At 70.4% G+C, this 22,745-nt stretch carries 21 protein-coding genes and 1 tRNA gene; 12 read left to right on the forward strand and 10 right to left on the reverse strand.

Features of this window, described 5'->3' with window-relative positions; translation table 11 throughout:
* Positions 1 to 150: 150 nt before the first annotated feature.
* Positions 151 to 1,110, forward strand: a complete 960-nt coding sequence (locus tag E3O44_RS08785) for an ABC transporter ATP-binding protein (RefSeq protein ID WP_134534370.1) — start codon at positions 151 to 153, stop codon at positions 1,108 to 1,110.
* Here the strand turns inward: E3O44_RS08785 and E3O44_RS08790 are convergent.
* The 3 genes from E3O44_RS08790 to E3O44_RS08800 form a co-directional block, all read right to left on the reverse strand.
* Positions 1,005 to 1,784 carry a GntR family transcriptional regulator gene (locus E3O44_RS08790; RefSeq protein WP_134534371.1) on the reverse strand — a complete coding sequence of 260 codons (780 nt, stop codon included), beginning with the start codon at positions 1,782 to 1,784 and terminating at the stop codon, positions 1,005 to 1,007. The genes E3O44_RS08785 and E3O44_RS08790 overlap by 106 nt on opposite strands.
* Positions 1,785 to 1,934: 150 nt before the next feature.
* Positions 1,935 to 3,128, reverse strand: a complete 1,194-nt coding sequence (locus tag E3O44_RS08795; protein WP_134534372.1) for an acyl-CoA dehydrogenase family protein — start codon at positions 3,126 to 3,128, stop codon at positions 1,935 to 1,937.
* Positions 3,125 to 4,462: a CaiB/BaiF CoA transferase family protein gene (locus tag E3O44_RS08800; RefSeq protein ID WP_134534373.1), complete on the reverse strand. Its 1,338-nt coding sequence runs from the start codon at positions 4,460 to 4,462 to the stop codon at positions 3,125 to 3,127. Before E3O44_RS08800 ends, E3O44_RS08795 begins: the two co-directional genes overlap by 4 nt.
* Before the next feature lie 137 nt (positions 4,463 to 4,599).
* Here E3O44_RS08800 and E3O44_RS08805 point away from each other — a divergent pair, with 137 nt between their 5' ends.
* The 4 genes from E3O44_RS08805 to E3O44_RS08820 all read left to right on the forward strand — a co-directional run bounded on the left by E3O44_RS08805 (position 4,600) and on the right by E3O44_RS08820 (position 9,349).
* Positions 4,600 to 5,376 (forward strand): FadR/GntR family transcriptional regulator, encoded by a 777-nt coding sequence (locus E3O44_RS08805; RefSeq protein WP_241976179.1) that lies wholly within the window; start codon positions 4,600 to 4,602, stop codon positions 5,374 to 5,376.
* Positions 5,351 to 6,130, forward strand: a complete 780-nt coding sequence (locus E3O44_RS08810; RefSeq protein WP_134534375.1) for a cache domain-containing protein — start codon at positions 5,351 to 5,353, stop codon at positions 6,128 to 6,130. Before E3O44_RS08805 ends, E3O44_RS08810 begins: the two co-directional genes overlap by 26 nt.
* Positions 6,131 to 6,237: 107 nt before the next feature.
* Entirely contained in the window at positions 6,238 to 7,671 is a 1,434-nt protein-coding gene (locus E3O44_RS08815) for an aminobutyraldehyde dehydrogenase (protein ID WP_134534376.1), read from the forward strand.
* Positions 7,672 to 7,783: 112 nt separating this feature from the next.
* Positions 7,784 to 9,349: an APC family permease gene (locus E3O44_RS08820; protein ID WP_241976180.1), complete on the forward strand. Its 1,566-nt coding sequence runs from the start codon at positions 7,784 to 7,786 to the stop codon at positions 9,347 to 9,349.
* 172 nt (positions 9,350 to 9,521) lie between these two features.
* Here E3O44_RS08820 and rplA read toward each other — a convergent pair whose 3' ends face one another.
* The 5 genes from rplA to E3O44_RS08845 form a co-directional block, all read right to left on the reverse strand.
* Positions 9,522 to 10,211 carry a 50S ribosomal protein L1 gene (gene rplA / locus E3O44_RS08825; RefSeq protein WP_134534377.1) on the reverse strand — a complete coding sequence of 230 codons (690 nt, stop codon included), beginning with the start codon at positions 10,209 to 10,211 and terminating at the stop codon, positions 9,522 to 9,524.
* Between the two features lie 89 nt (positions 10,212 to 10,300).
* Positions 10,301 to 10,732, reverse strand: a complete 432-nt coding sequence (gene rplK, locus E3O44_RS08830; protein WP_134534378.1) for a 50S ribosomal protein L11 — start codon at positions 10,730 to 10,732, stop codon at positions 10,301 to 10,303.
* Between the two features lie 84 nt (positions 10,733 to 10,816).
* Positions 10,817 to 11,815 carry a transcription termination/antitermination protein NusG gene (gene nusG / locus E3O44_RS08835; RefSeq protein WP_134534379.1) on the reverse strand — a complete coding sequence of 333 codons (999 nt, stop codon included), beginning with the start codon at positions 11,813 to 11,815 and terminating at the stop codon, positions 10,817 to 10,819.
* A gap of 103 nt (positions 11,816 to 11,918) precedes the next feature.
* On the reverse strand, positions 11,919 to 12,194 hold the full coding sequence (gene secE, locus E3O44_RS08840; protein ID WP_134534380.1) for a preprotein translocase subunit SecE: 276 nt from the start codon (positions 12,192 to 12,194) through the stop codon (positions 11,919 to 11,921).
* Positions 12,195 to 12,236: 42 nt separating this feature from the next.
* Positions 12,237 to 12,309: transfer RNA gene (locus E3O44_RS08845), tRNA-Trp, on the reverse strand.
* A gap of 145 nt (positions 12,310 to 12,454) precedes the next feature.
* On the opposite strand from E3O44_RS08845, the gene E3O44_RS08850 reads away from it, so the two are divergent.
* From E3O44_RS08850 to E3O44_RS08870, 5 genes are all read left to right on the forward strand, one after another.
* Positions 12,455 to 13,696, forward strand: a complete 1,242-nt coding sequence (locus E3O44_RS08850; protein ID WP_134534381.1) for a pyridoxal phosphate-dependent aminotransferase — start codon at positions 12,455 to 12,457, stop codon at positions 13,694 to 13,696.
* A gap of 93 nt (positions 13,697 to 13,789) precedes the next feature.
* The gene (locus tag E3O44_RS08855; protein ID WP_134534382.1) at positions 13,790 to 14,755 is read left to right on the forward strand and encodes an ABC transporter ATP-binding protein; all 966 of its coding nucleotides are present in this window, start codon (positions 13,790 to 13,792) and stop codon (positions 14,753 to 14,755) included.
* Positions 14,752 to 15,615, forward strand: a complete 864-nt coding sequence (locus E3O44_RS08860) for an ABC transporter permease (RefSeq protein WP_134534383.1) — start codon at positions 14,752 to 14,754, stop codon at positions 15,613 to 15,615. The genes E3O44_RS08855 and E3O44_RS08860 overlap by 4 nt, the downstream gene beginning before the upstream one ends.
* A 57-nt stretch (positions 15,616 to 15,672) precedes the next feature.
* A complete protein-coding gene (locus E3O44_RS08865) occupies positions 15,673 to 16,914 on the forward strand; it encodes a sensor histidine kinase (protein ID WP_166792588.1) in 1,242 nt (413 codons plus the stop codon).
* Positions 16,911 to 17,534: a response regulator gene (locus E3O44_RS08870; protein WP_134534385.1), complete on the forward strand. Its 624-nt coding sequence runs from the start codon at positions 16,911 to 16,913 to the stop codon at positions 17,532 to 17,534. The genes E3O44_RS08865 and E3O44_RS08870 overlap by 4 nt, the downstream gene beginning before the upstream one ends.
* Before the next feature lie 22 nt (positions 17,535 to 17,556).
* Here the strand turns inward: E3O44_RS08870 and E3O44_RS08875 are convergent, their stop codons facing one another.
* The gene (locus tag E3O44_RS08875) at positions 17,557 to 18,270 is read right to left on the reverse strand and encodes a LuxR C-terminal-related transcriptional regulator (RefSeq protein ID WP_134534386.1); all 714 of its coding nucleotides are present in this window, start codon (positions 18,268 to 18,270) and stop codon (positions 17,557 to 17,559) included.
* Positions 18,267 to 19,796: an ATP-binding protein gene (locus E3O44_RS08880; RefSeq protein ID WP_134534387.1), complete on the reverse strand. Its 1,530-nt coding sequence runs from the start codon at positions 19,794 to 19,796 to the stop codon at positions 18,267 to 18,269. The genes E3O44_RS08875 and E3O44_RS08880 overlap by 4 nt, the downstream gene beginning before the upstream one ends.
* A 112-nt stretch (positions 19,797 to 19,908) precedes the next feature.
* On the opposite strand from E3O44_RS08880, the gene E3O44_RS08885 reads away from it, so the two are divergent.
* Together E3O44_RS08885 and E3O44_RS08890 are read left to right on the forward strand one after the other, a co-directional pair.
* Positions 19,909 to 21,606: a PspC domain-containing protein gene (locus E3O44_RS08885; protein WP_166792589.1), complete on the forward strand. Its 1,698-nt coding sequence runs from the start codon at positions 19,909 to 19,911 to the stop codon at positions 21,604 to 21,606.
* 9 nt (positions 21,607 to 21,615) lie between these two features.
* A complete protein-coding gene (locus E3O44_RS08890) occupies positions 21,616 to 22,446 on the forward strand; it encodes a hypothetical protein (RefSeq protein ID WP_134534389.1) in 831 nt (276 codons plus the stop codon).
* Positions 22,447 to 22,745 lie beyond the last annotated feature (299 nt).

Below are 22,745 nucleotides of genomic sequence, written 5' to 3' on the forward strand. Positions count from 1 at the left end.
CATGTTGCGGGATTGTTTCGCCACACCGCTCGAAATCGATGTATGCAACATGACGGATTGGTAGGCAACGAATTCGACATTTATGGCGCTTTACCGCAAAATGTGGTCAAGATTGCATACAGCTTCTGGAGCGCGATGATTGGCCCGCCCGTGACCCCTTTCCCCGATCCCGACTTCGCCGTCACGGCATCGGGAGCCGCGAAGCCGTCCGCCGCCGCCGCCGCCGCCAACGACCACCCGGATGAGGACCCAGTGCCCTCGCACGCCTTCCGGGCGAGTTCCGTGCTCGACGTCCGCGGCCTCGGCATCTCGTCGACCCTCGCGACGCTGACCCCGGTGGATGCGATCACCCTGTCCGTCTCCCACGGCGAGTCCCTGGGCCTCGTCGGAACCGTCGCGGCCGGCGCGATCTCGGTCGCGCTCGCCATCGCGGGGCGGCTCCCGGAGGGCGCCTCGGTCGCGACCGGCTCGATCCTCGTCGAGGGAATCGAACTGGTCGGTCTCAAGCGTCGCCCGGCAGCCCGCCTGCTCGGCACCGCGATCGGCTACCTCCCCGCCGACCCGCTCAGCGGCTTCGACCGCAGCCGCTCGGTCAGGAACCAGCTTGCCGGCGCACTGCGGAAACGCATCGGCGTCACCCCGGACGTCGCGCGGCGGCACATCGTCGACCTGCTCGACCTGGTCGGTGTCGTCGATCCGGCCGCTCGGGCCCGGCAATATCCGCAGGACCTCGACCCCGTCGTGCTCCACCGGGTGGTCCTGGCCGCCGTCCTCTCCGGCGACCCCGCCCTCGTCATCGCCGTCTCCCCCGGCACGGGGCTGGAACCGGACGCGCGGGCCGCGCACGCCATCCTGCTGCGCGACGTGTGGCACGCGAAAGAGTTCGCGCTCCTCGTCGCGTCGACCGATTTCGAGATCGTCGCGGAGACCTGTGACCGGGTTGCGGTGCTCGAGGCCGGCCGGATCGCCCGGCACGGCTCCGTCGCCGAGATCCTGGACGCGGGTTATGGAGTGAAGTCCGCCAGGTCGGCCAGGTCGGCCAGGTCGGCCGCATCGATAGCGTCAGCGTCGAGCTCGACCGCGTCGAGCGGACTGGCCGTCGCGGACTGATCGGCGCCCGGGCCGACGATGGCGCCCTCGTCCCGGTCCCAGCTCTGCACCGAATTGCGCGCGGCAAGGATGTGCGACCGCATGGCCGTCGCAGCCCAAAGCGCGTCGCGCGAGATCAGGGCGGCGAGGATGTCGCGGTGATGGTGATTGCTCACCGCGCGGAAGGATCCGCTGTCGCGCCGGAAGGCCTTCGCCATCAGCGGCACCCGGCCGACGGACACGGTCAGGCGAGTGAGCTGGGCGTTCTCGGCGGCGGTGACGATGATGCGGTGGAATTCAGCGTTGAGTTCGCCGAGCCGGGAGATTCCGGCGTCGTCCTCCGCGAGCACGAACTCATCCATCACGGTGATCAGGTCGGCGAGGCGCGCGAGGTCGTTGTCGGAGATCCGCACCGCGGCGAGGCCTGCCGCGCGGCTCTCGAGCATGGCCCGCAGGTAGTAGGTCTCGCGCATCTGCTCGGTCGTCCAGGCGATGACCGTGGCACCCTTGTTCGGCACGAACTCGACAAGGCCGGTCTCGTCGAGCCGCCGCAGCGCCTCCCGGATCGGGGTACGGCTGACGCCGAGTTCCTCGGCGAGCGCCTGCTCGCGCAGGGTGGCATTGCCCGGGATCTCACCGGAGAGAATGCGCCCGCGCAGGTACGCAAATGCGGCCTGACCGCCTGTTACCGACACTATGTCCACCCCGATGCCCTCGTTGCCACGTGCGCGCCTTTCAACTATTGCACACGCGGTTCCAGAGAAGACGGCGTGGATGCCCCGTCAGGCCCAGGCGGCGCGAAGTGGGGGTACGGCCGGAATCGTCCTCCGATTGCCCCGCCCGGGTCAGAACGCCGTCATCCCCGTGAGAGCGCGACCAATCACGAGCTGGTGGATCTCGTCCGTGCCCTCATAGGTACGGACGGATTCGAGGTTGGCGAGGTGGCGCATCACCGGGAATTCGTTCGTCACTCCGTCGCCACCGAGGATCGACCGGGCGAGGCCGGCGATCCGAATGGCCTCGCGCACGCTGTTGAGTTTGCCGACGCTGATCTGTGCTGGGGTGAGGGTGCCGCGTTCCTTGAGCCGGCCGAGGTGCAGGGCGAGCAGGACGCCCTTCTCGTACTCGACGAGCATGTCGGCGAGTTTGGCCTGGGTCAGTTGCATGGCCCCGATCGGGCGGCCGAACACCTCGCGGCTGCGCGACCGGCCGATCGCGGCGTCGAGGCAGCTCCTGGCGGCGCCCATCGCGCCCCAGACGATGCCGAATCTGGCCTCGTTCAGGCAGCCGAACGGGCCGGAGAGCCCCGTGGCGCCGGGGAGGACGGCATCGCCGGGCAGGCGCACCCCGTCGAGGGTGACGTCGCACTGGATGGAGGCCCGCATCGAGAGTTTGCCGGCGATCGGTGTGGCCGTGAACCCCGCGGTCTCGGTGGGGACGAGGAATCCGCGCACCCCGGCGTCGGTCTGCGCCCACACCACGGCGACGTCTGCGACGCTCGCGAGGCCGATCCAGCGCTTGGTACCCGTGAGCACCCAGTCGTCGCCGTCGCGCCGGGCGATCGTGCGCATCGCGGCAGGGTCGCTGCCGCCGGTCGGTTCGGTGAGGGCGAAGCAGCCGATGAGCGCGCCCGCCGCCATGCCGGGCAGCCAGCGCTGTTTCTGGTCCTCCGACCCGTACTTGTGGATCGCCGACATGGCGAGAGAGCCCTGCACGGAGACGAGGGTGCGCCAGCCGCTGTCGGCAGCCTCGAGTTCGAGGCAGACCAGGCCGTAGCTCACGGCGCTCGCGCCCGCGCAGCCGTAGCCCTCGAGGTGCATGCCGAGGAAGCCGGCCGCGCCGAGTTCGGCGACGAGCTCGGCGCGGAAGAACCGGTCCTCGAAGTCCTGCTCGATCGTGGGCAGGATGCGGTTGGTCGCGAACGCGCGGGCCTTGCGCGACCAGACGACCTCCTCGGGAGTGAGGAGTTCGTCGAGATCGAAGACCGCATCGACGAGCGGGGTGGCGACGAGCGGTGTGGGGCGGCCTGATGCAGTCACGAGAGGTCCTGTTCGGTTCGGCGGAGCGCGGGCGGGGATACGGGAATGAATGCGGGAACGGACGTGGGAACAGCCATCGATGAAGCTCCGGGTGCGGATGCCGGCGCCGGCGGCTCCGAAGCGGCCTCGCCACCGGCGCGGTGGGCGTCCGGCTCGAGCCAGCCGGCCCCGGCGTGTTCGCCGAGCCGGGGCGGAAGCAGCCGGTAGCTCGCCGGACGCTCACCGAGGTGGATCGGATTGGCGACCTGGCGGCTGAGGCGCCGGGGCTCGGTACCCGATCCGAGCTCGACGACGGGCTCGACGCCGAGCCCCGCCGCGAAGGCGAAGGCCTCGCTGATCGAGTTGACCAGTCCGGCGGGCACCCCGGCATCCGTGAGCGTGTCGACCCAGTGCGCCGCCGGCTGGGTGCGCAGCAGCGCCTCGAGCGCCGGCCTGAGGTCGGCGCGGTGCCTGACCCGGTCGGCGTTGCCCAGGAAGCGCGGGTCCGCCGCGAGGCCGGGTGCGCCGAGGAGGCGCACGAGCGTGCGGAATTGGGAGTCGGTGCCGACGGCGATCACGAGGTCGCGGTCGGCCGCCGCGAAAAGCTCGTACGGGGCGATGCTCGGGTGGGCATTGCCGAGGCGGGCCGGAGAGTGCCCGGTCGCAAGGGTGCCGGCCGCCTGGTTCGTGAGCGCAGAGAGCAGGGTCGTCAGGAGGTCGACCTCGACCCGCCCGCCGACGGGGCCACCCGCGTCGACGGCACCGGCATCGCCCCGGCGGGAGTCGCGTTCGCGGAGCGCGAGCAGGATGCCGCTGAGCGCGTTGAGGCCGGCGAGCACGTCCACGAGGGCGACGCCGACCTTGCTCGGCTCCCCGTCGGCCGGACCGGTCACGCTCATCAGCCCGCCGACGGCCTGCACGAGGAGGTCGTATCCGGGCAGCCGGGCGCCGGCTCCTGCGCCGAAGCCCGTGATCGAGCAGTAGACGACGCCGGGGTTCGCGGCACGCACGGCCTCGTAGCCGAGGCCGAACCGTTCCATCACGCCGGGGCGGAAGTTCTCCACCACGACATCCGCCGTGGTCGCGAGCCGCCAGGCCGCCGCCCGTCCCTCGTCCGTGCCGAGGTCGCAGACGACCGAACGCTTGTTGCGGTTGACCGCACCGAAGTAGGTGGACGCGCCCTGGGCATCCGTGGGCGGCAGCCACTGCCGGGTGTCGTCCCCCGCCGGGCTCTCGATCTTGATCACGTCGGCGCCGAAGTCGGCGAGCATCATCGTGGCATACGGGCCGGCGAGCACCCGCGAGAAATCGGCAACCCTCAGCCGGGGTGCGCGGGCGGACGGTTCGTGCGACATCAGCTCACCTCGGTCCCCATCGACGCGTCCGGTCGGCCACAGCGACAGGACTCAGTTGTGATCCTATACCGAATGTTTTTGATTCCGGCACCCGTCTGGCCGCTCCCAGCATGCCACCGTCGGCTACATTGAAGTCTATGGAGGCACAGCTGCGACCCGGCGCCCGGGAGGCGATCTTCGCCCAGCTCATCGAGGCCGGCCGGGCCGAGCAGGTCGCCCGACGCCTCACCGATGCCATCATCCTCGGCGTGCTCACCTCGGGCGAACGCCTGCCGAGCGAGCAGGAACTCGCCCGCCGATTCGGGGTCGCCCTGATCACGGTCCGCGAGGGCCTCGTTATCCTGCGCGAGTCCGGCCTCGTCGAGACCCGTCGCGGCCGCGGCGGCGGCAGCTTCGTGATCCAGGCGGATGCCCCGGACGAGACGCTCCTGCACACCCGGCTCCGGGGCGTCGCCCACGTCGAGCTCTCCGACCTCGCGGTCTACTTTTCCACCATCGTCGAAGGGTGCGCGGAACGGGCGGCCCTCCGCGCGGCGCCGAACGACGCCGACCGGCTCTCCGAGTGGCTTGCCCAGGCCGACTGGGACCGGGATGCGGGCGCGCGCGCCAACGCCGGCGGCTTCTACCTCGAGCTCGCGGTGCTCAGCCAGTCGGCGCGGCTCGTGCGCGAGCAGGTCCGGCTGCAGGCCGAGTTCGGTCCGCTGCTCCTGCTCGGGCTCGTCGACCCGTCGATGCGCGCCAGGGTCGCGGCCTGCAACGCGGACGTCGTCGCGGCGATCCGGGCCGGCGACGGGCCGCTCGCCCGCACCCTCGTCGCCGGTCAAGTGCGCGACCTGGCCGAGTGGCTGCACGCGGCGAAGACCAGGATCGAACGGGGAGGAACGCTCCATGCTGCATCCGCTGTCAGCGCCTGACGTGCCGAGCGCGTCGCCGGACGCACTCGCACCCGTGGCCTCCGCCGTGGGCGCCGCGTTCGCCGACGTGTTCCTGGTGCTCGACGACTGGCGCGATCGCGTCGCCGCCGCGGTCCCCGGTGCGACGACGGCCGAACTCGACGCCCTCGTGGAATCCCTCGTCGTGCCCACGCTCTTCGGCGGTGCGGCACCGGAGGGCTCCCCCATGCTCCTGGTCGGCGCTGGGTTCATCGCGGCAGCGGGCTATCGGCCCGGCCGCCCCGCGCACTTCGCCTGGTGGCTCGGGCCCCTCGCCTCGAACCCCCTGCTCGGTACGACGCTCGCGCCCACCCGGCTCGACCTCGCCGCCCGGGTGCACACCGAATACCTGCGCGACTTCCGCGGCCTCGAGTGGTACCGGGTGCCGGAGGCCACCGGGCAAGCGCATGTGACGGGTCCGTACGTCGACCACCTGTGCACCTTCGACTTCATCGTCACCCTCACCCTTCCCGTCCTCGCCGACGGCCGCATGGTCGGAGTGATCGGGGCGGACGTGTCGGTCACCCGGCTCGAGCAGGCGCTGCTGCCGGTGCTGCTCGGGCTCGATGCGCCCGCCGCCCTCGTCAACTCGGTCGGCCGCGTGCTGATCTCGACGGAAGCTTCGCTCGCCGCCGGGGACATCGTGCCTGACCCGCGGCATCCGCTCGCGGCCTACGACCGGATGCCCTGCGCCGGGATCCCGTTCGACGTGATCGCCCGGCGCCCACCGAAATAAAAGATTGTATTTGGGATGATTTAGGGTATCGTCGGCCTCTGGGGAATTCCGCCCCGGGCGCCGTGGCCCTCGCCAGCGCCGACCAGCCGTTTGGGAAAGGCCCGCGCATGTCCATCCGTGAACTCCGTAACTTCGTCAACGGGCAGTACGTCGAGTCCGCAGCGAGCGAGCAGCTCGACATCGTGAACCCCGCCACCGAGGAGGTCTACGCGCGCACGCCGGTGTCGACCGAAGCGGATGTCGCCTCCGCGTACTCCGCAGCGGCGACCGCCTTCGAGACGTGGGGCGAGACCACGCCCGGCGAACGCCAGCTCGCCCTGCTGAAGTTCGCCGACGCCCTCTCGGAGCGCGCGGAGGAGATCGCCGACGTCGAGAGCGAAAACACCGGAAAGCCGCGGGCCGGCCTCGTCGGCGACGAAGTCGAGGTCATGATCGACCAGGTGCGTTTCTTCGCCGGCGCCGCGCGCGTGCTCGAGGGCAAGTCGGGCGGCGAGTACCTGAAGGACCACACCTCGTTCATCCGGCGGGAGCCGATCGGCGTGATCGGGCAGGTCACCCCCTGGAATTACCCGATGATGATGGCGATCTGGAAGATCGCCCCCGCTCTCGCGGCGGGCAACGCCGTCGTGCTGAAGCCCTCTGACTCGACGCCCGTCTCGACCCTGCTCCTCGCCGAGATCGCCGCGGAGTTCTTCCCGGCCGGCGTCTTCAACGTCGTCACGGGAAACCGCGACACCGGCCGCGCCCTCGTCGCCGACCGAACACCGCAGATGGTGTCGATCACCGGGTCGGTCCGGGCCGGCATGGAGGTCGCGGGGACCGCGGCGCTCGACGTCAAGCGCGTGCACCTCGAGCTCGGCGGCAAGGCCCCCGTCATCGTGTTCGACGACGCCGATATCGACGCAGCCGTCGAGGGCATCGCGACGGCGGCGTTCTACAACGGCGGCCAGGACTGCACCGCGGCCACCCGGGTGCTCGTGCAGGCCGGGATCCACGACGAGTTCGTGGCCGCACTCGCGGCGTACGCCCGCGTGAACGCGCGGACCGGAGGCCCGCGCGAGGACGGCATCCTCTTCGGGGCGCTCTCGAGCGCCGACCAGCTCGCCCGCGTGCAGGGCGTCATCGAGCGCCTGCCCGACCACGCGAACATCGCTCTCGGCGGGCAGCGCCAGGGCAGCCTCGGCTACTTCCACGAGGCGACGATCGTGTCGAACCTGCGGCAGGGCGACGACGCGGTGCAGAACGAGATCTTCGGGCCGGTCATCACGGCGCAGAAGTTCACCGACGAGGCCGAGGCGCTGGCCTGGGCGAACGACGTGCAGTACGGACTAGCCTCCTCGGTCTGGACGAAGGACCACGCGCGGGCGATGCGGATGGCCAAGCGCCTCGACTTCGGCTGCGTCTGGATCAACACGCACATCCCGCTCGTCGCCGAGATGCCGCACGGCGGCTTCAAGCACTCCGGCTACGGCAAGGACCTCTCGATGTACGGCCTCGAGGACTACACCCGGATCAAGCACGTGATGAGCTACATCGGCTGATCCCCCCTGTCCGGGGAATACATCCGGTTCTATAGCTTTGTCGCGGCGGTGTCACTATGTTGGGCACACACGCCCTGCCGACGACGTCGGGGCGCACCACAGCCGGAAGGTCATGATGAGCGCAGAACAGCCGGGGAAGTCGCCCGCCGCGAAGGGGATCGGCGACCAGGAGCACCTCAGGGTGCTCGGGTACGAGGATTCCTTCCACCGTTCGATGTCGCTGTGGGCGAACTTCGCCCTCGGCTTCACCTACCTCTCGCCGCTCGTCGGCGTGTACTCCCTCTTCGCGCTCGCCCTCAGCACGGGCGGGCCGCCCTCGATCTTCTGGATCGTGATCGTGGGAGCCGGCCAGCTGCTCGTCGCCCTCGTCTTCGGCGAGGTGGTCTCGCAGTACCCGATCGCCGGCGGCATCTATCCGTGGACCCGCCGGCTCTGGGGCAAGCGCTACGCCTGGATGGCCGCCTGGGTCTATGTCTGGGCGATGCTCGTCACGATCACCGCGGTCGCCGAGTTCGGCAGCGGCTTCCTCGGCAGCCTGATCGACGCGCCGGTCACGAAGGAGGTCACGCTGGGCCTCTCGGTGCTGTTCCTGCTGGTGGCGTTCGCGTTCAATTTCTCGGGCACGAAGATGCTCGGCCGGGTCGCCAGGATCGGCCTCGCCGCCGAGCTCATCGGCGTGATCGGGCTCGGGCTCTACCTGCTGATCTTCCAGCGCAAGCAGGAGTTCAGCGTCTTCTTCAGCACGATGGGTGTCGAGGGCGACGGCAACTACGCCGTCGCGTTCCTCGGCGCGGCCCTTGCCGGCCTGTTCCTGTTCTACGGCTTCGAAGCCTGCGGGGACGTGGCCGAGGAGGTCGCGAACCCAGCCAGGGGCATCCCGCGGGCCATGATCCTGACCATTCTCGTCGGCGGGGTCTCGGCGCTGTTCTCCTTCGGCGGCTACGTGATGGCGGCGCCCGACCTGCAGGCTGTGGTCGACGGCAACGACATCGACCCGATCCCGGCGATCCTCGAGGCCTCGCTCGGAACGGTCGGCGCCAAGCTCTTCCTCGTGATCGCGATCACGGCCTTCCTGTCCTGCGTACTGAGCCTGCAGGCCGCAGCCAGCCGGCTGATGTTCTCCTTCGCCCGCGACGGGATGATCCCCGGCCACGCCTGGCTCTCCAAGGTCAGCCCGCGCACCGCCGTCCCGGTGAACGCGCTGATCGTCGCCTGTTCGATCCCGCTCGCGCTCTGCCTGCTGATCTACGCGGGCGGCAGCCTCACCCAGATCACGGCGTTCGCGGTGATCGGCATCTACGTCGCGTTCCAGGCCGTCGTGCTCGCCGCTCTCCGCCAGCGGATCAAGGGCTGGCGCCCCGCCGGCCCGTTCAACCTCGGCAGGGCCGGGATCGTCGTCAACATCGTCGCCCTCGCCTACGGGGTCTTCGCGATGGTGCTCCTGGCGCTGCCCGGAAAGACCGGGGTCTTCCTCGACGACTGGATCGTGCTGATCGGCCTCGCGGTCGTGATGGGCGCAGGGTTGCTCTACCTGTTCATCGCGAAGCCGCACACCAACTCGCACCAGCCGGAGGGCGACGCGATCGCGGTCGCGGCGCTGCTCCGGGCGCACCCGGGCAATGCCGCGCCCGCGCCCGCCGCCCCGGGAAAGTCGAGCCCGACATCCGTCTCTGACTGACCCCACCGCCGGACGCCGACGCGGCTCGCGCGCCATCTCCGCCGCTTCGCGCCTGGCATGCCTGGCGCGGAGCGGCGGAAGGGGCGCGCGGCGCTTCGGACGGGCGGATGCGCCGGGTACAACGAAGGGCCCGTCTTGCGACGGGCCCTTCGTTGTGGTGCCGGTGTGGTGCTTAGATGGCGTTGACGTCGAGCGGGATGCCCGGTCCGAAGGTCGTCGAGACGGCGCCCTTCATGACGTAGCGGCCCTTGGACGAGCTCGGCTTGAGGCGGACGATCTCCTCGAGTGCTGCCGTGATGTTCTCGTTCAGCTGCTCGGCGGTGAAGGATGCCTTGCCGACGACGAACTGCACGTTGGCGTGCTTGTCGACGCGGAACGCGATCTTGCCGCCCTTGATGTCGTTGACGGCGCGGGCGACGTCGGTCGTGACCGTTCCGGTCTTCGGGTTCGGCATGAGGCCACGCGGGCCGAGGACCTTACCGAGACGACCGACCTTGCCCATGAGCTCCGGGGTCGAAACCGCGGAGTCGAAGGAGGTGTAACCGGCGGCGACCTTCTCGATGAGCTCGTCGCCACCGACCTCGTCGGCGCCGGCAGCCAGGGCTGCTTCGGCCGCGGGGCCCGTTGCGAAGACGATGACGCGCGACACGCGGCCGGTACCGTGAGGAAGAATAACGGTTCCGCGGACCATCTGGTCAGCCTTGCGCGGGTCGACGCCGAGCTTCAACGCGACCTCGATGGTCGAGTTGAAGTTCGCGGAGCCGGTCTCCCGGGCAATCGCGACGGCTTCGGTGGGGGTGTAGAACTTGTCGGCCTCGATCTTCTCGGCCGCGGCCCGGTAGGCCTTTGACTTCTGTGCCATGTGAATCTCCTGTATATAAAGATTTGAGAGTGTGGTGCGAGCCTGGCCGGCTCTTCCACGTACTGCTGGTGGCGGATGCCTGGTAAGGGTTAGGCCTCGACCGTAACGCCCATGGAGCGTGCGGTGCCGGCGATGATCTTCGCGGCGGCGTCGATGTCGTTGGCGTTGAGGTCAACCATCTTCGCTTCGGCGATCTCGCGGACCTGCGCCTGGGTGAGCTTGGCCACCTTGACGGTGTGCGGGGTGCCGCTGCCCTTGGCAACGCCGGTCGCCTTCTTGATGAGCTCCGCCGCCGGCGGGGTCTTCAGGATGAAAGTGAAGGAACGGTCGTCGTACACGGTGATCTCAACCGGGATGACGTTGCCGCGCTGGGATTCGGTCTGGGCGTTGTATGCCTTGCAGAATTCCATGATGTTCACGCCGTGCTGACCCAGTGCCGGCCCGATGGGCGGTGCGGGGTTTGCGGCGCCGGCCTTGATCTGAAGCTTGATCAGACCAGTAACCTTCTTCTTCGGTGCCATGATTCTTCCTTCTTTTATGATGACGAGCGGCCGTGAGGCAACTCTCCCGGTGGCCCGGACGGGCCCCGGTGGTGGGGAAACTTACTAAAGCTTGGTGACCTGGTCGAAGCTGAGCTCGACCGGGGTCTCACGCTCGAACAGGGAGACGAGGACGATGAGCTTGCCGCTCTCCGCCTTGATCTCGCTGATCGTGCCGGGCAGGCCCGCGAACGAGCCTTCCTTGATCGTGATGGTCTCGCCGATTTCGTAGTCGATCTCGGCGGGCAGTGCGCGGGTCGCGATCTTGCCGTGCGTGCCTGCGCCCTTGGCGGACGGCACGTCCTGGATCTCGACGAGGCTCTTCAGCATGCCGAAGGCCTCCTCGAAGCGCAGCGGCGTCGGGTTGTGCGCGTTGCCGACGAAGCCGGTGACGCCCGGCGTGTGCCGGACGACGGACCAGCTGTCCTCGTTGAGGTCCATGCGGACGAGCACGTATCCGGGGATACGTACGCGGGTGACCATCTTGCGCTGGCCGTTCTTGATCTCGACGACGTCTTCCATCGGAACCTCGACCTGGTAGATGAAATCTTCCATGGCCATCGACTGCTTGCGGTTCTCGATGTTCGACTTCACGCGACGCTCGAAGCCGGCGTAGGAGTGGATGACGAACCACTTGCCGGGCTGGAAGCGGAGTTCCTTGCGGAACTCGGCGTATGGGTCTTCGTCCACGGCTTCGACGGGTGCACCGGCGGCGTCAGCCGCGTCGGCCTCTGCATCGGCGTCGTCCGCGACCGCGTCGACCTCTTCTTCGTCGTCGACGGCTTCGGCGGCGGCTTCTGCCTCGTCGATGGAGTCGATGTCGAGGGCGTCGTCGACGAGCGCGTCGGCCGTGGGGTCGACCGCGCCGGCGAGGGCGTCGAGTGCGGCGTCGAGGTTGTCTTCAACGCCGACGCTGGGGTCGAAGACGTGGACGGCAACCTGTTCGGCGGCTTCCACGGACTCTTCTTCCGCTTCGAGGACGTTGCCTTCCTGTGCTTCGTCGTCGTCGGACGCCTGCTCGGCTGCGGTGGCCCAGTCAACGTCGTCGTGATTCGTCTCAGTCACTAAATCTCAATCCTTATGTAGTGCGCGGGCACGAAGACGTGTCCCGCGCAGCGTTGCCGTGAATCCTGGCCATGCGGTCTCGCCGCCGGTGGGCGGCTGCCGGTCAGCCGCCTGGTGTTCCGAAGACGTACGTCACGACGAGTGCGAACACCCAGTCGAGGGCGGAAACCAGGGCCATCATGATCGCTACGAAGATCAGGACGACAGCCGTATAGCTCAGCAGTTCCTTGCGTGTCGGGGTGACCACCTTGCGGAGCTCCGCCATGACCTGCTTCAGGAACAGGGACATCCGTGCGAACGGACCGCGTTTGGCGTCGCGAGCGAGTCGTGCGTCTGCGACGATTTCCTCACTGGGTTCGTCGACAACTTTTCGGGCCACCTGTTACACCTTTCATGGGCCGACGGAAATGCCACCGACTTGCAGGGCGGACAGGACTCGAACCTGCAACCTGCGGTTTTGGAGACCGCTGCTCTACCAATTGAGCCACCACCCTATGCAGCCGGATCACCATGCGGACCTGCGCAGACCCCCCGAAAGAAACACGAGAAAAAGGCGCAAAAAAGCATGGCAGATTTCAACTACCTCGATCAAGTCTAGGTCACACCGGCACCACTGTAAAGCTGGGGTCGTCGTGGCGGATGCTGGCCGCGCGGGTGCGGCCACCGTATGCTCGTTCTGTGGCTCACGAACTCAAGCGAATCTCTACCCGGATCGGCTCCATCGCGGAATCGGCAACCCTCAAGGTCGACAGCAAGGCCAAGGCCCTCCAGGCAGCCGGTCGACCCGTGATCAGCTTCGCGGCGGGCGAGCCGGACTTCCCGACGCCCGCGCACATCGTCGAGGCGGCGCTTCTCGCCGTGCGCGACCCGAAGAACCACAAGTACACGCCGGCCGCTGGCCTGCCCGACCTGCGCGAGGCCGTCGCCGCGAAGACCCTCCGCGACTCCGGACTCGCGGTCTCCCCCGCCCAGGTGGTCGTCACCAACGGCGGCAAACAGGCCGTCTACCAGGCCTTCGCGACCCTGCTCGACCCGGGCGACGAGGTCATCGTGCCGACCCCGTACTGGACCACCTACCCGGAATCGATCCGGCTTGCCGGCGGCGTGCAGGTCGACGTCTTCGCCGGCAGCGACCAGGGCTACCTCGTCACCGTCGAGCAGCTCGAGGCCGCCCGCACCGAGCGCACCAAGGTGCTGCTCTTCGTCTCTCCCTCCAACCCGACCGGCGCCGTCTACTCGCCGGAGCAGACGAAGGCGATCGGCGAGTGGGCGGAGGAGCACGGCCTCTGGGTCATCACCGACGAGATCTACCAGAACCTCACCTACGACGGCGTGCGCGCCGTCTCGATCGTCGAGGCCGTTCCCGCCCTCGCCGACCGCACCATCCTCGTCAACGGCGTCGCCAAGACGTACGCGATGACCGGCTGGCGCCTCGGCTGGATGGTCGGCCCGCTCGACGCGATCAAGGCGGCGGCGAACCTGCAGTCCCACCTCACCTCGAACGTGTCCAACGTGTCGCAGCGCGCCGCGATCGCCGCCCTCACCGGCCCGCAGGACGACGCGATCGCGATGCGCGAGGCCTTCGACCGGCGCCGCAGGCTCATCGTCGCCGAGATGAACAAGATCCCCGGCATGGTGACGCCTACGCCCCAGGGCGCGTTCTACGTCTACCCGAACGTGACCGGCCTGCTCGGCCGCACCTGGGGCGGGGTCACGCCGACGACGTCTCTCGAGCTCGCCGACCTGATCCTCGACCAGGCCGAGGTCGCCGCGGTTCCCGGTGAGGCGTTCGGCCCGAGCGGGTACCTGCGCTTCTCCTACGCACTCGGGGACGACCAGCTGCTCGAAGGCATCCACCGCCTGCAGCGCCTCTTCGCCTGACTCGCAGCCGGGCGGGCATCCACCGACCGGTGGATGCCCGGGTCGGCCGGGCGGACGCTTACGTTCGCGGGCCTCCGGTGGGATTCTTTCGGTATGACCACCACACCAGAGCCCAGGAACAGCTCAGACCCCGTCGTGCGCGTGCGCAACCTGCACAAGTCCTACGGCGCCTTCGAGGCCGTCGCGGGCATCAGCTTCGACATCCGGCCCGGCGAGACGTTCGCGCTCCTCGGCCCGAACGGCGCGGGCAAGAGCACGGTCATCGAGATCCTCGAGGGCTACCGCGACCGCACCAGCGGCGAGGTGAGCGTGCTCGGCACCGACCCGCAGCACGGCGGCCTCGACTGGAAGGCCCGGCTCGGCATCGTGCTCCAGTCGACGGGCGAAAGCGGCAACGTCACGGTCGCCGAGCAGCTCGCGCACTTCGCGAGCCTCTACCCGAACCCGCGGGACGTGACGGAGGTCATCGCGGCCGTCGGCCTCGAGGAGAAGGCGAAGACCCGGATCAGCCGGCTGTCCGGCGGACAGCGCCGGCGGGTGGATGTCGCGCTCGGCATCATCGGCCGGCCGGAGCTCCTCTTCCTCGACGAACCGACCACGGGGTTCGACCCCGAGGCACGCCACCAGTTCTGGGACCTCGTGCGCAGCCTGAAGTCCGAGGGCACCACGATCCTGCTCACGACCCACTACCTCGACGAGGCCGCCCAGCTCGGCGACCGCGCCGGGGTGATCACCGGGGGCCGCCTGATCGACATCGGCGCGATCGACGAGATCGGCGGGGCGGAGGCGCGGGTTCCGCTCGTGCGCTGGCGGGATGCGGCGGGCCAGTCCCACGAGATCCGCACCGACCAGCCGGGCCGCGTCGTGGCCGAGCTCGTCGCTGCGAGCGTCGGCGCGAGTGGCAAGGGTGCCGGGGAGCCGGCCGAACTCGAGGTGATCCGGCCGAGCCTCGAGGACGTCTACCTCGGGCTCGTGCGCGACGACCGCGCGGAAACCACGGCGGCGGCATCCGCTGCCGACTCGTCCACTTCTGACGACAGCACGGAGGTGCTCGCATGACCACACTCGACACGACCACCGGGACCGGCAGCATCCGCTCGGCCCGCCACGGCGTGCTGCGGCTCGGCCTCGCCCGGGTGTATTACGAAGCGCGCATGTACTTCCGCACCCCGGACAGCGTGTTCTTCACGTTCCTGTTCCCGTTCATCATGCTCGCGATCTTCACCGCCGCGTTCGGCTCGGCCGGCAACATCGGCACAGCGCCCGATGGCAGCGGTGGCGTCAGCGTCGGCGCGTATTACCTTCCGGGCATGCTCGCGGCGGGCATGCTGCTCTCCGGCGTGCAGAACCTCGCGGTCGACATCGCCGGGGAGAAGAGCGACGGCACTCTCAAACGACTCGGCGGCACCCCGCTGTCCCCGCTGAGCTACTTCATCGGCAAGATCGGGATGGTGCTCGTCACCGGCGCGATCCAGGCGGCACTGCTGATCCTCGTGGCGCGGTTCGTGCTCGATATCGCCCTGCCGACCGAACCATCCACCTGGCTGACCTTCGCCTGGGTGTTCCTGTTCGGCGTGATCGCCTGCGCGTTCCTCGGCATTGCGCTCTCCGCGCTGCCGCGCTCCGGGAAGAGCGCGACCGCCGTTGTGATCCCGATCGTGCTGATCCTGCAGTTCATCTCGGGCGTCTACCTGCAGTTCTACGTGCTGCCCGAGTGGATGCAGAATGTCGCGAGCCTGTTCCCGCTCAAGTGGATGGCGCAGGGGATGCGCTCGGTGTTCCTGCCGGACAGCTTTGCGAGCCTCGAGCAGAACGGGTCCTGGGACCTCCCGCTCGTCGCGCTCAACCTCGGGATCTGGCTCGTGGTCGGACTCGTGCTCAGCCGGGTGACGTTCCGCTGGATCCGCAAGGACAGCTGAACCGGTGTTCTCCGGTCACCGCCGCCGTGGGAGGCTGGGCGCATGAGGATTCCGGCCATGACGACTGTGCGCTGGTGGGACGTCGCCGTCGGCGGGTCCCTGCTCCTGATGGGAGTGCTCGCGGCCTCCGACACCTACCGGTACGGGCACGAGCTCGGGCGGATCGGCGCTCTCGCAACACTCGCCGCGATCGGTGTCGGCTATCTCTGGTTCGGGCGGCGCGCCATCGACTGCCCGAGCGGACGGGCCGCGCAATCGGGGATGGCCGCGACGGCCTTCCGCGGCGTGCTGATCGTCGGCGTCGGCGTCGCCGCGGCGTTCAACCCGAGCCTTGCGACGCTCCAGGCGATCGCCTTCCCGCTACTCTGGACGCTCACCGATTCCTTCCTCGTCTCGGTCGTCCTGAGCGCCCTCCTCGCGGCATCGGCGGCGGCCGGGCTCTGGCTGGGCATCGGCGGCACCGCGTCCGCCCTGGGCCAGGCGTTTGCGACGGAAGGCATCTCCTTCGTCTTCGCGATCGCGATGGGCGCCTGGATCACCCGCATCGCCCGCGACGGCAACACCCAGCGCCGCCTCTACGAGGAGCTCAGCGTCGCCCAGGACGAGCTCGCCGCCCTGCACCGGGATGCCGGGAGCGCGGCCGAGCGGGAACGCCTGTCCAGGGAGATCCACGACACCATCGCCCAGAGCCTGACGAGCCTCGTGATGCTCGCCCAGCGCGCGGGGAACGAGCTCGGGCCGGACAGCGGGGCGCGGCCCACCGTCGAACTCATCGAGGACACCGCCCGGCAGGCCCTGACCGAGGCGCGCACCCTGGTCGCGGCGATGTCGCCCGTGCGGGTCGGCGACTCGACCCTCGCCGAGACCCTGCGCCGCCTCGCTGCACGCTTCGAACGCGAGACCGGCATCCAGGTGCTGGTGTCCGTCTCGGCGCCCGGCCTCGACGGACTCGACCGGCTCGACCGCGAAAACGAGGTCGTGCTGCTCCGCTGCGCCCAGGAGGGTCTCGCGAACGTGCGCAAGCACTCCCGCGCGGGGGCGGCATCCGTTCGCCTCGAACGAGTGGGCACGGATGCCGTGCTCACCGTGACCGACGACGGTCGCGGCCTCGGCGCCTATGCTCCCGCCCACGAGAACGGGTTCGGCCTCTCGGGGATGCGCGACCGGCTCGCCCTCGTCGGCGGCGGTCTCACGGTCGGCGCCGGTGAGCGCGGCGGCACCGTGCTGCGGGTGACCGTGCCCGCGGCGGGCGCGGACGACGCCCGCACCTCCGTCGAATCGGTGCGGGGCGAGCGATGATCCGGGTCATCGTGGCCGACGACCACCCGATCGTGCGCGGCGGCATCGCCATGCTGCTCGGCGCCGCCGGCGACATCGAGGTCGTCGGGCAGGCAGGCAACGGCGAGGAGGCCGTCGCGCTCGCGGCCGCGCTCGACCCAGACCTCGTGCTGATGGACCTGCGGATGCCGCTGCTCGACGGCGTCGCGGCGACCGCGCTCATCGTCGCGGCGAACGAGCGTACCCGGGTGCTGGTGCTCACGACCTACGAGAGCGACGACCAGATCCTCGCGGCGATCGCGGCCGGGGCGAGCGGGTACCTGCTCAAGGCGGCGCCCCAGGCGGAGATCATCGAGGGCGTGCGCTCGGTCGCTCGCGGCCAGACCGCGCTCGCCCCGTCGATCGCGGCGATGCTCGTGCAGCGGGTGCGCGTGGATGCCGCCCCGGCGCCGCGCCTGTCGGCCCGCGAACTCGACGTGCTCCGGCTCGTCTCGGCCGGCGAGAGCAACCCGCAGATCGACCGCTCACTGTTCATCAGCGAGGCGACCGTGAAGACGCACCTGCTGCACGCCTTCGAGAAGCTCGCGGTGAGCGACCGGACCCGCGCCGTGACCCGGGCGATGGAACTCGGACTGCTCTAGCCCGGCGGATGCCGCCGGGCGGCTAGAGCAGTTTGCGCTCGAGCGCCCAGGCGGTGAGTTCGTAGCGGGAGGAGAGCTGCAGCTTGCGGAGCACCGCTGAGACGTGCGTCTCGACGGTCTTCGGCGAGATGAACAGGCTCCCGGCGACTTCCTTGTAGGTGTAGCCGCGGGCGATCAGCCGCATGACCTCCTGCTCCCTCGCGGAGAGGCGGTCGAGTTCCTCCGTCGTCTCGGCGGTCTCGCCGGCGACCGCGCCGAACGCGTCGAGCACGAAGCCCGCGAGCCGCGGGGAGAACACGGCGTCGCCGCCGGCGACCCGGCGTGCGGCTTCGGAGACCTCGGCCCCCGATGAGCTCTTGGTGATGTATCCGCGCGCGCCCGCCCGGATCACCCGGACCACGTCGTCGGCGGCGTCGGAGACGCTCAGCGCGAGGAACAGGGTGTGCGGCGCCCGGTGCGCGGCATCGTGGATGACCTCGCTGCCGCCGCCGCCGCGCCCGCCGGGCAGGTGCACGTCGAGCAGCACCACCCGCGGCTGCAGCGCGACCACGAGTTCGATCGCCTCGTCGACGGTCGCGGCCTCGCCGAGCACCCGGATGTCCGCGTCGAGTTCGGCGCGCAGGCCGGAGCGGAAGATCGAGTGGTCGTCGACGATCACGACCGGGAGCCCGGCGGCCGTGCCGGGCGCGGTGCCGAGGTCCGGGCGCGGGTCTGGTGCGGCGTGCGGCTCGCTCATGAGCGGCTCCCGTCGGCATCCGCTTCGTCTGGCTGCACCGGGTCCGGCCGAACCGATTCGACGGAGAGTGCGGGGTTTTCGGCCCGAATCGGGCCCGTAAGGTGCGTTTTCATCACAAAGTCCGTCGAATTGGTTGGGTGCGGGGCGGCAGGGTCGGGGACCGCGGGGGCAGCGGATGCCGTGGGCAGGGTGAGCAGGATCTCCGTGCCGGCGCCGCCGGGGCCGGGACGCACGAGCGCGGAACCGCCGAGGCGGCGCATCCGCCCGATGACGGACTCACGGACGCCGTGCCGGTCGTCCGGTACGTCGTCGAGCCGGAAGCCGGGCCCGCGGTCGGTCACGCTGAGGCTCACCGCGGTCGCCCCCGTCTCGAGGTACACGGACACCGGGCCGCCCGCGTGCCGCGCCGCGTTGAGCATGGCCTCGCGGGCAGCGGCGAGCAGCCCATCCGGGGCGGGTCCGAGGCTCGCGCCGGCGCTCACGACATCGAACTGAACCGGGAAATCGGCCTCGAGCTCCGCGCCGATCCGGCGGAGGGCGGTCGGGAGGTCGACGTCGGGGACACCAGAGCCGGCACCGCCACCGCCATCGGCGCCCGCTCCTCCGCCCGTGCCGAAACCGGTCCCCGTCCCGGTGAACAGCCACTCGCGCAACTCTCGTTCCTGGGCGCGGGCGAGCCGGGCGGCGTCGCTCTGCGGCCCGGCCTTCTGCTGGATCAACGCGAGCGTCTGCAGCACGGAGTCGTGCAGGTGCGCGGCGATCTCGGCGCGTTCGGCCTCGCGGGCCCGCCCGGCGCGTTCGTCGGCAAGGTCGCGCGAGAGCCGCACGAGCCACGGCGCGATCACGACGACGACGCCGAGCAGCACCGAAGCGGATGCGATCACGACCGTCCATCCGTCCGGGCTGTCGCTCGTCACGAAGAACAGCAGGATCCCGACCGCGACGAGCACGAGGGCGCCGAGGGCGCGCACGAGCAGGGCGGAGGAGTGCTGCTCCGAACCGCCGCGGATGTCCGCGAACTGCCGCCAGGCGAGCGCGGTCCCCGAGAGCACGACGATCGCGGGGATGACGACGGCGAGCGGGATATCGGCGCCGAGGCGGCTCGCGACGAGGGTGAGCCCGGCGGCGAGGAGGGCGAGGCCGAGCAGGATCTCCGTGATCGGGGCCGACCGGGCCGAGGACGCGGCGGCGGCGGCTCTCTCGGCCGCGGCATCCGCCGGCCCGCCGAGGCCGGAACCGGAGTCAGAGCCGGAGCCGGAGCCGGAGGAGCCTGCGTACCCGGGCGCCGGGCGCGCGAGACTCGCCTTGGGGAGTTCGCCCGCCCCGAACCGGGCCGGGTTCGCTGTCTCTGTCGGCGTCGTCACCCAGAGCCAGGCGTAGAGCAGCGCGCCGGACCCGCCGGCGAGGACGAGCAGCAGCGTCGCGCTGCGCACCACGGTCACGGACAACCCGGTGTGTTCGGCGAACCCCGCGCAGACGCCGGCGATGATCCGCTGGCGCGGCCGGGTCATCCGCTCGGTTCTCATGTCTTCATCCAAGCACCCCGAAGGCCGCCCCGATCCGGTGCGGCCAGATCTCAGGGTCCGTTCAGGGTTCTCCCCCATAGCAGCGCGCCACCGCGAGTGGTTGGGTGAAGTTATGACCGATCAACCGCGTAATCCGACATATCCGGCCGGCCCGGGCCCGTCGGGTCCAGACCAGCTCACCCGTTTCTTCGACTGGATCCGCCGCAGCGGCATGGTCCGCGGCGCTGACCGCTGGTTCGCCGGAGTCTGCGGCGCGATCGCCGGCCGCACCGGCCTCGACCCGATCATCGTGCGCGGCATCGCGTTCGTTCTCGCCGTGCTCGGGGCTCCCGTGCTCTTCGTCTACGCGGTCGGCTGGGCGCTCCTGCCCAACGCGCTCGGCCGCATCCACGCCGAGGAAGCCCTCCGTGGCCGCTTCGAGCCCGCCATGATCGGGATCGGCGCCGTCCTGCTCCTCACCATCGTGCCGTTCACCCGCGGATTCTGGTGGGACGGCCCTCCCGCCGCCTGGGGCATGCCCGGCTGGCTGAGCACCTCGCTGAGCGCCGCCTGGGGCCTCGCGGTCGTCGCCGGCATCGTCTGGCTCGTGCTCTACCTCGTTCGCCGCGGTCCGGGCGGCGGGGGTTCATCCCGCGGCGGAAACGGCGGCTACGGTTCCGGCGACGGTACCGGGTACAGCCCCGGTCCGGGTTCCGGTTCCGGCGAGCGCCCGCGTCCGACCTCGGGTTACGGCTCGGCAGCGGATGCCGGTCCCACCCCGCCCGCGCCCGGCGCGCCCCCCGCACCCCCGGCTCCGCCGGCGCCCGAGGCCACGTCTTCCGCCGGCTTCGCCCCGCAATCGTCGTGGACCGCTTCGCCATCCGCGACCGAGAACCCGTACCAGGCCGACTACCGGAACCGGAACGGAATCCCGCAGCCGACGCCGGGGACGTACCCGGGGGCATCCGCTTACCCGGGCGGCCCGGGCACCCCGGGCGCACCCGCGACCGGCGCGTACGCGGCGAACGCCGCGAGTGCGACGGCCGCGAACCAGGCCTGGCAGGAGCAGAACCGGGTGCGGACCGAACAGAACCGCGCGTGGCGCGAGCAGAACCTCGCCTGGCAGGAACGCCAGCGTCAGCGGCAGGCCGAACAGGCCGCCTGGCGTCGCGGCCGCCGCCCGAGCGCCGCCGTGTCGGCGATCACCCTCGGGGTCGCGCTGCTCGCCGGAGCGATCGTCGCGTCCGTCTACGCGCACGGGGTCTGGTCGAATTCCGCGTTCGTCCTCGGCCTCGCCGTCGCCCTCGGTGTCGCCGCGATCGGCATGATCGTCTCCGGCATCCGTGGCCGCGAGAGCGGGGCGCTCGGCGGGCTCGCGTTCCTCGCGGCGCTCACCCTCGTCGCCCTCGGCTGGATGCCGCAGGGCACCCAGTTCGCCTTCGCCGGCACCCACAACTGGGCCGTGCCGTCCTCCTCTGCCGGGGCACCCCCCGGCTACGCGATGTTCGCCGGCACGCCGACCGTCGACCTCACCGCCCTCGACAATGCCCCGGCCCGGGACGCCCGCACGATCGACGTGTGGCTCGGATTCGGCGTGACGACGCTCGAGCTGCCGAGCGACCGGCCCGTCGAGGTCGAGGTCAACCTCCTCGCCGGCGTCGTGACGACGGGCGGGGAATCACGCGACCCCGAGCGCGCCGGTGTCTTCCTCCGCGACGTGCGCACCGTCAACGGCACGGATGCCCGGGCCGTCACCCACGTTCGCGTCTGGTCGTTCGCCGGCCAGGTCGACCTCACTCAGTCCGGCGTCCGCGTCGGCACCGCACGCTAGGAGTCCGCCATGACCGATCCCGTCACCCCATCCGCCGGTTCGGGCCGTCCCGACGAGCCCGCAGAGTCGCCCGACACCGCCGGAACGTCAGATTCCACCGGGTCGCCCGACACCGCCGGCCTCCCCCTCAGCGCGACCGTCCCCTTCCCGACCTCGGAGTCCGATACAGAAGTGCTCCCGTTCGAGTCCGGCTCCGCCGGATCAGAACCAACGCCCTCAGCCGATTCAACCGGGACCGCCGTCCTGCCGGACGAGACCGCCACCCCCTCGGTCGAATCGACCGCGGACACCGCCGTCCTGCCGGCCGACGGCACGGCCGCATCGACCGCAGAGACCACCATCCTGCCGGCCGAGCCCTCGACCACCTCTGGCGTATCGGCCGCAGACACCGATGTCCTTCCGTTCGGGACGATGGACCGTTCGGGACTGGCTGAGACCGAAGTGCTCCCGGCCGAGCCGGTCATTCCGGAGTTCACCGCATTCGCCGCACCGCGGGAACCCGCTGTACCCCTGGTCCGGAGTGCCGCTGCGGCTGCGACCCCGGCGTCCGGCTCGACGCCGCCGCCCCCTGCGCCGACCGCACCGACCGCACCCGCTTACGCGGCTCCGAGCGCGAGTGCCCCGGAGCCGTGGCCTGCGGCGCCGGCTCGGCGGCGGCGTCCGCTCTTCGGCACGATCTTCTGGGGCACGGTGATGCTCGCCTTCTCGGGCTTCATCATCTATCGCACGCTCGTGCCCGGCGAGACCGACCCCGCGCTGTGGCTGCTCGGGGGCGTGATCCTGATGGGGCTCGTGCTCATCGTCGCGGGCATCGCCGCGGCGGCCCGGCGAGCGACCTGACCGGTCGCGGCCCCACGCGCGCTCGCGCTGCGATGAGCGAGCGCGGGAGTTGCGCCACAGCGCGGGTGGTCCACCACCCGCGCATCGGCGGAACACCCGCGTTCGGCACGATCGCCGCGCGGCAACTCCTCGAGCGCGGGAGTTGCGCCACAGCGCGGGTGTTCCTCACGGCAGCAGCCGAGCAACAGCCTGGGACAGCGAGCCCCGAGCCGCGAGGCCGCTGGTTGGGCGCCCCTCCCGGGCCCGCGCGCCAGTTCCGCCGCTACGCTGCCGGCATGCCTGGCGCGGAGCGGCGCATG

It is taken from the genome of Cryobacterium algoricola, assembly GCF_004402485.1.
GTDB lineage: Bacteria > Actinomycetota > Actinomycetes > Actinomycetales > Microbacteriaceae > Cryobacterium > Cryobacterium algoricola.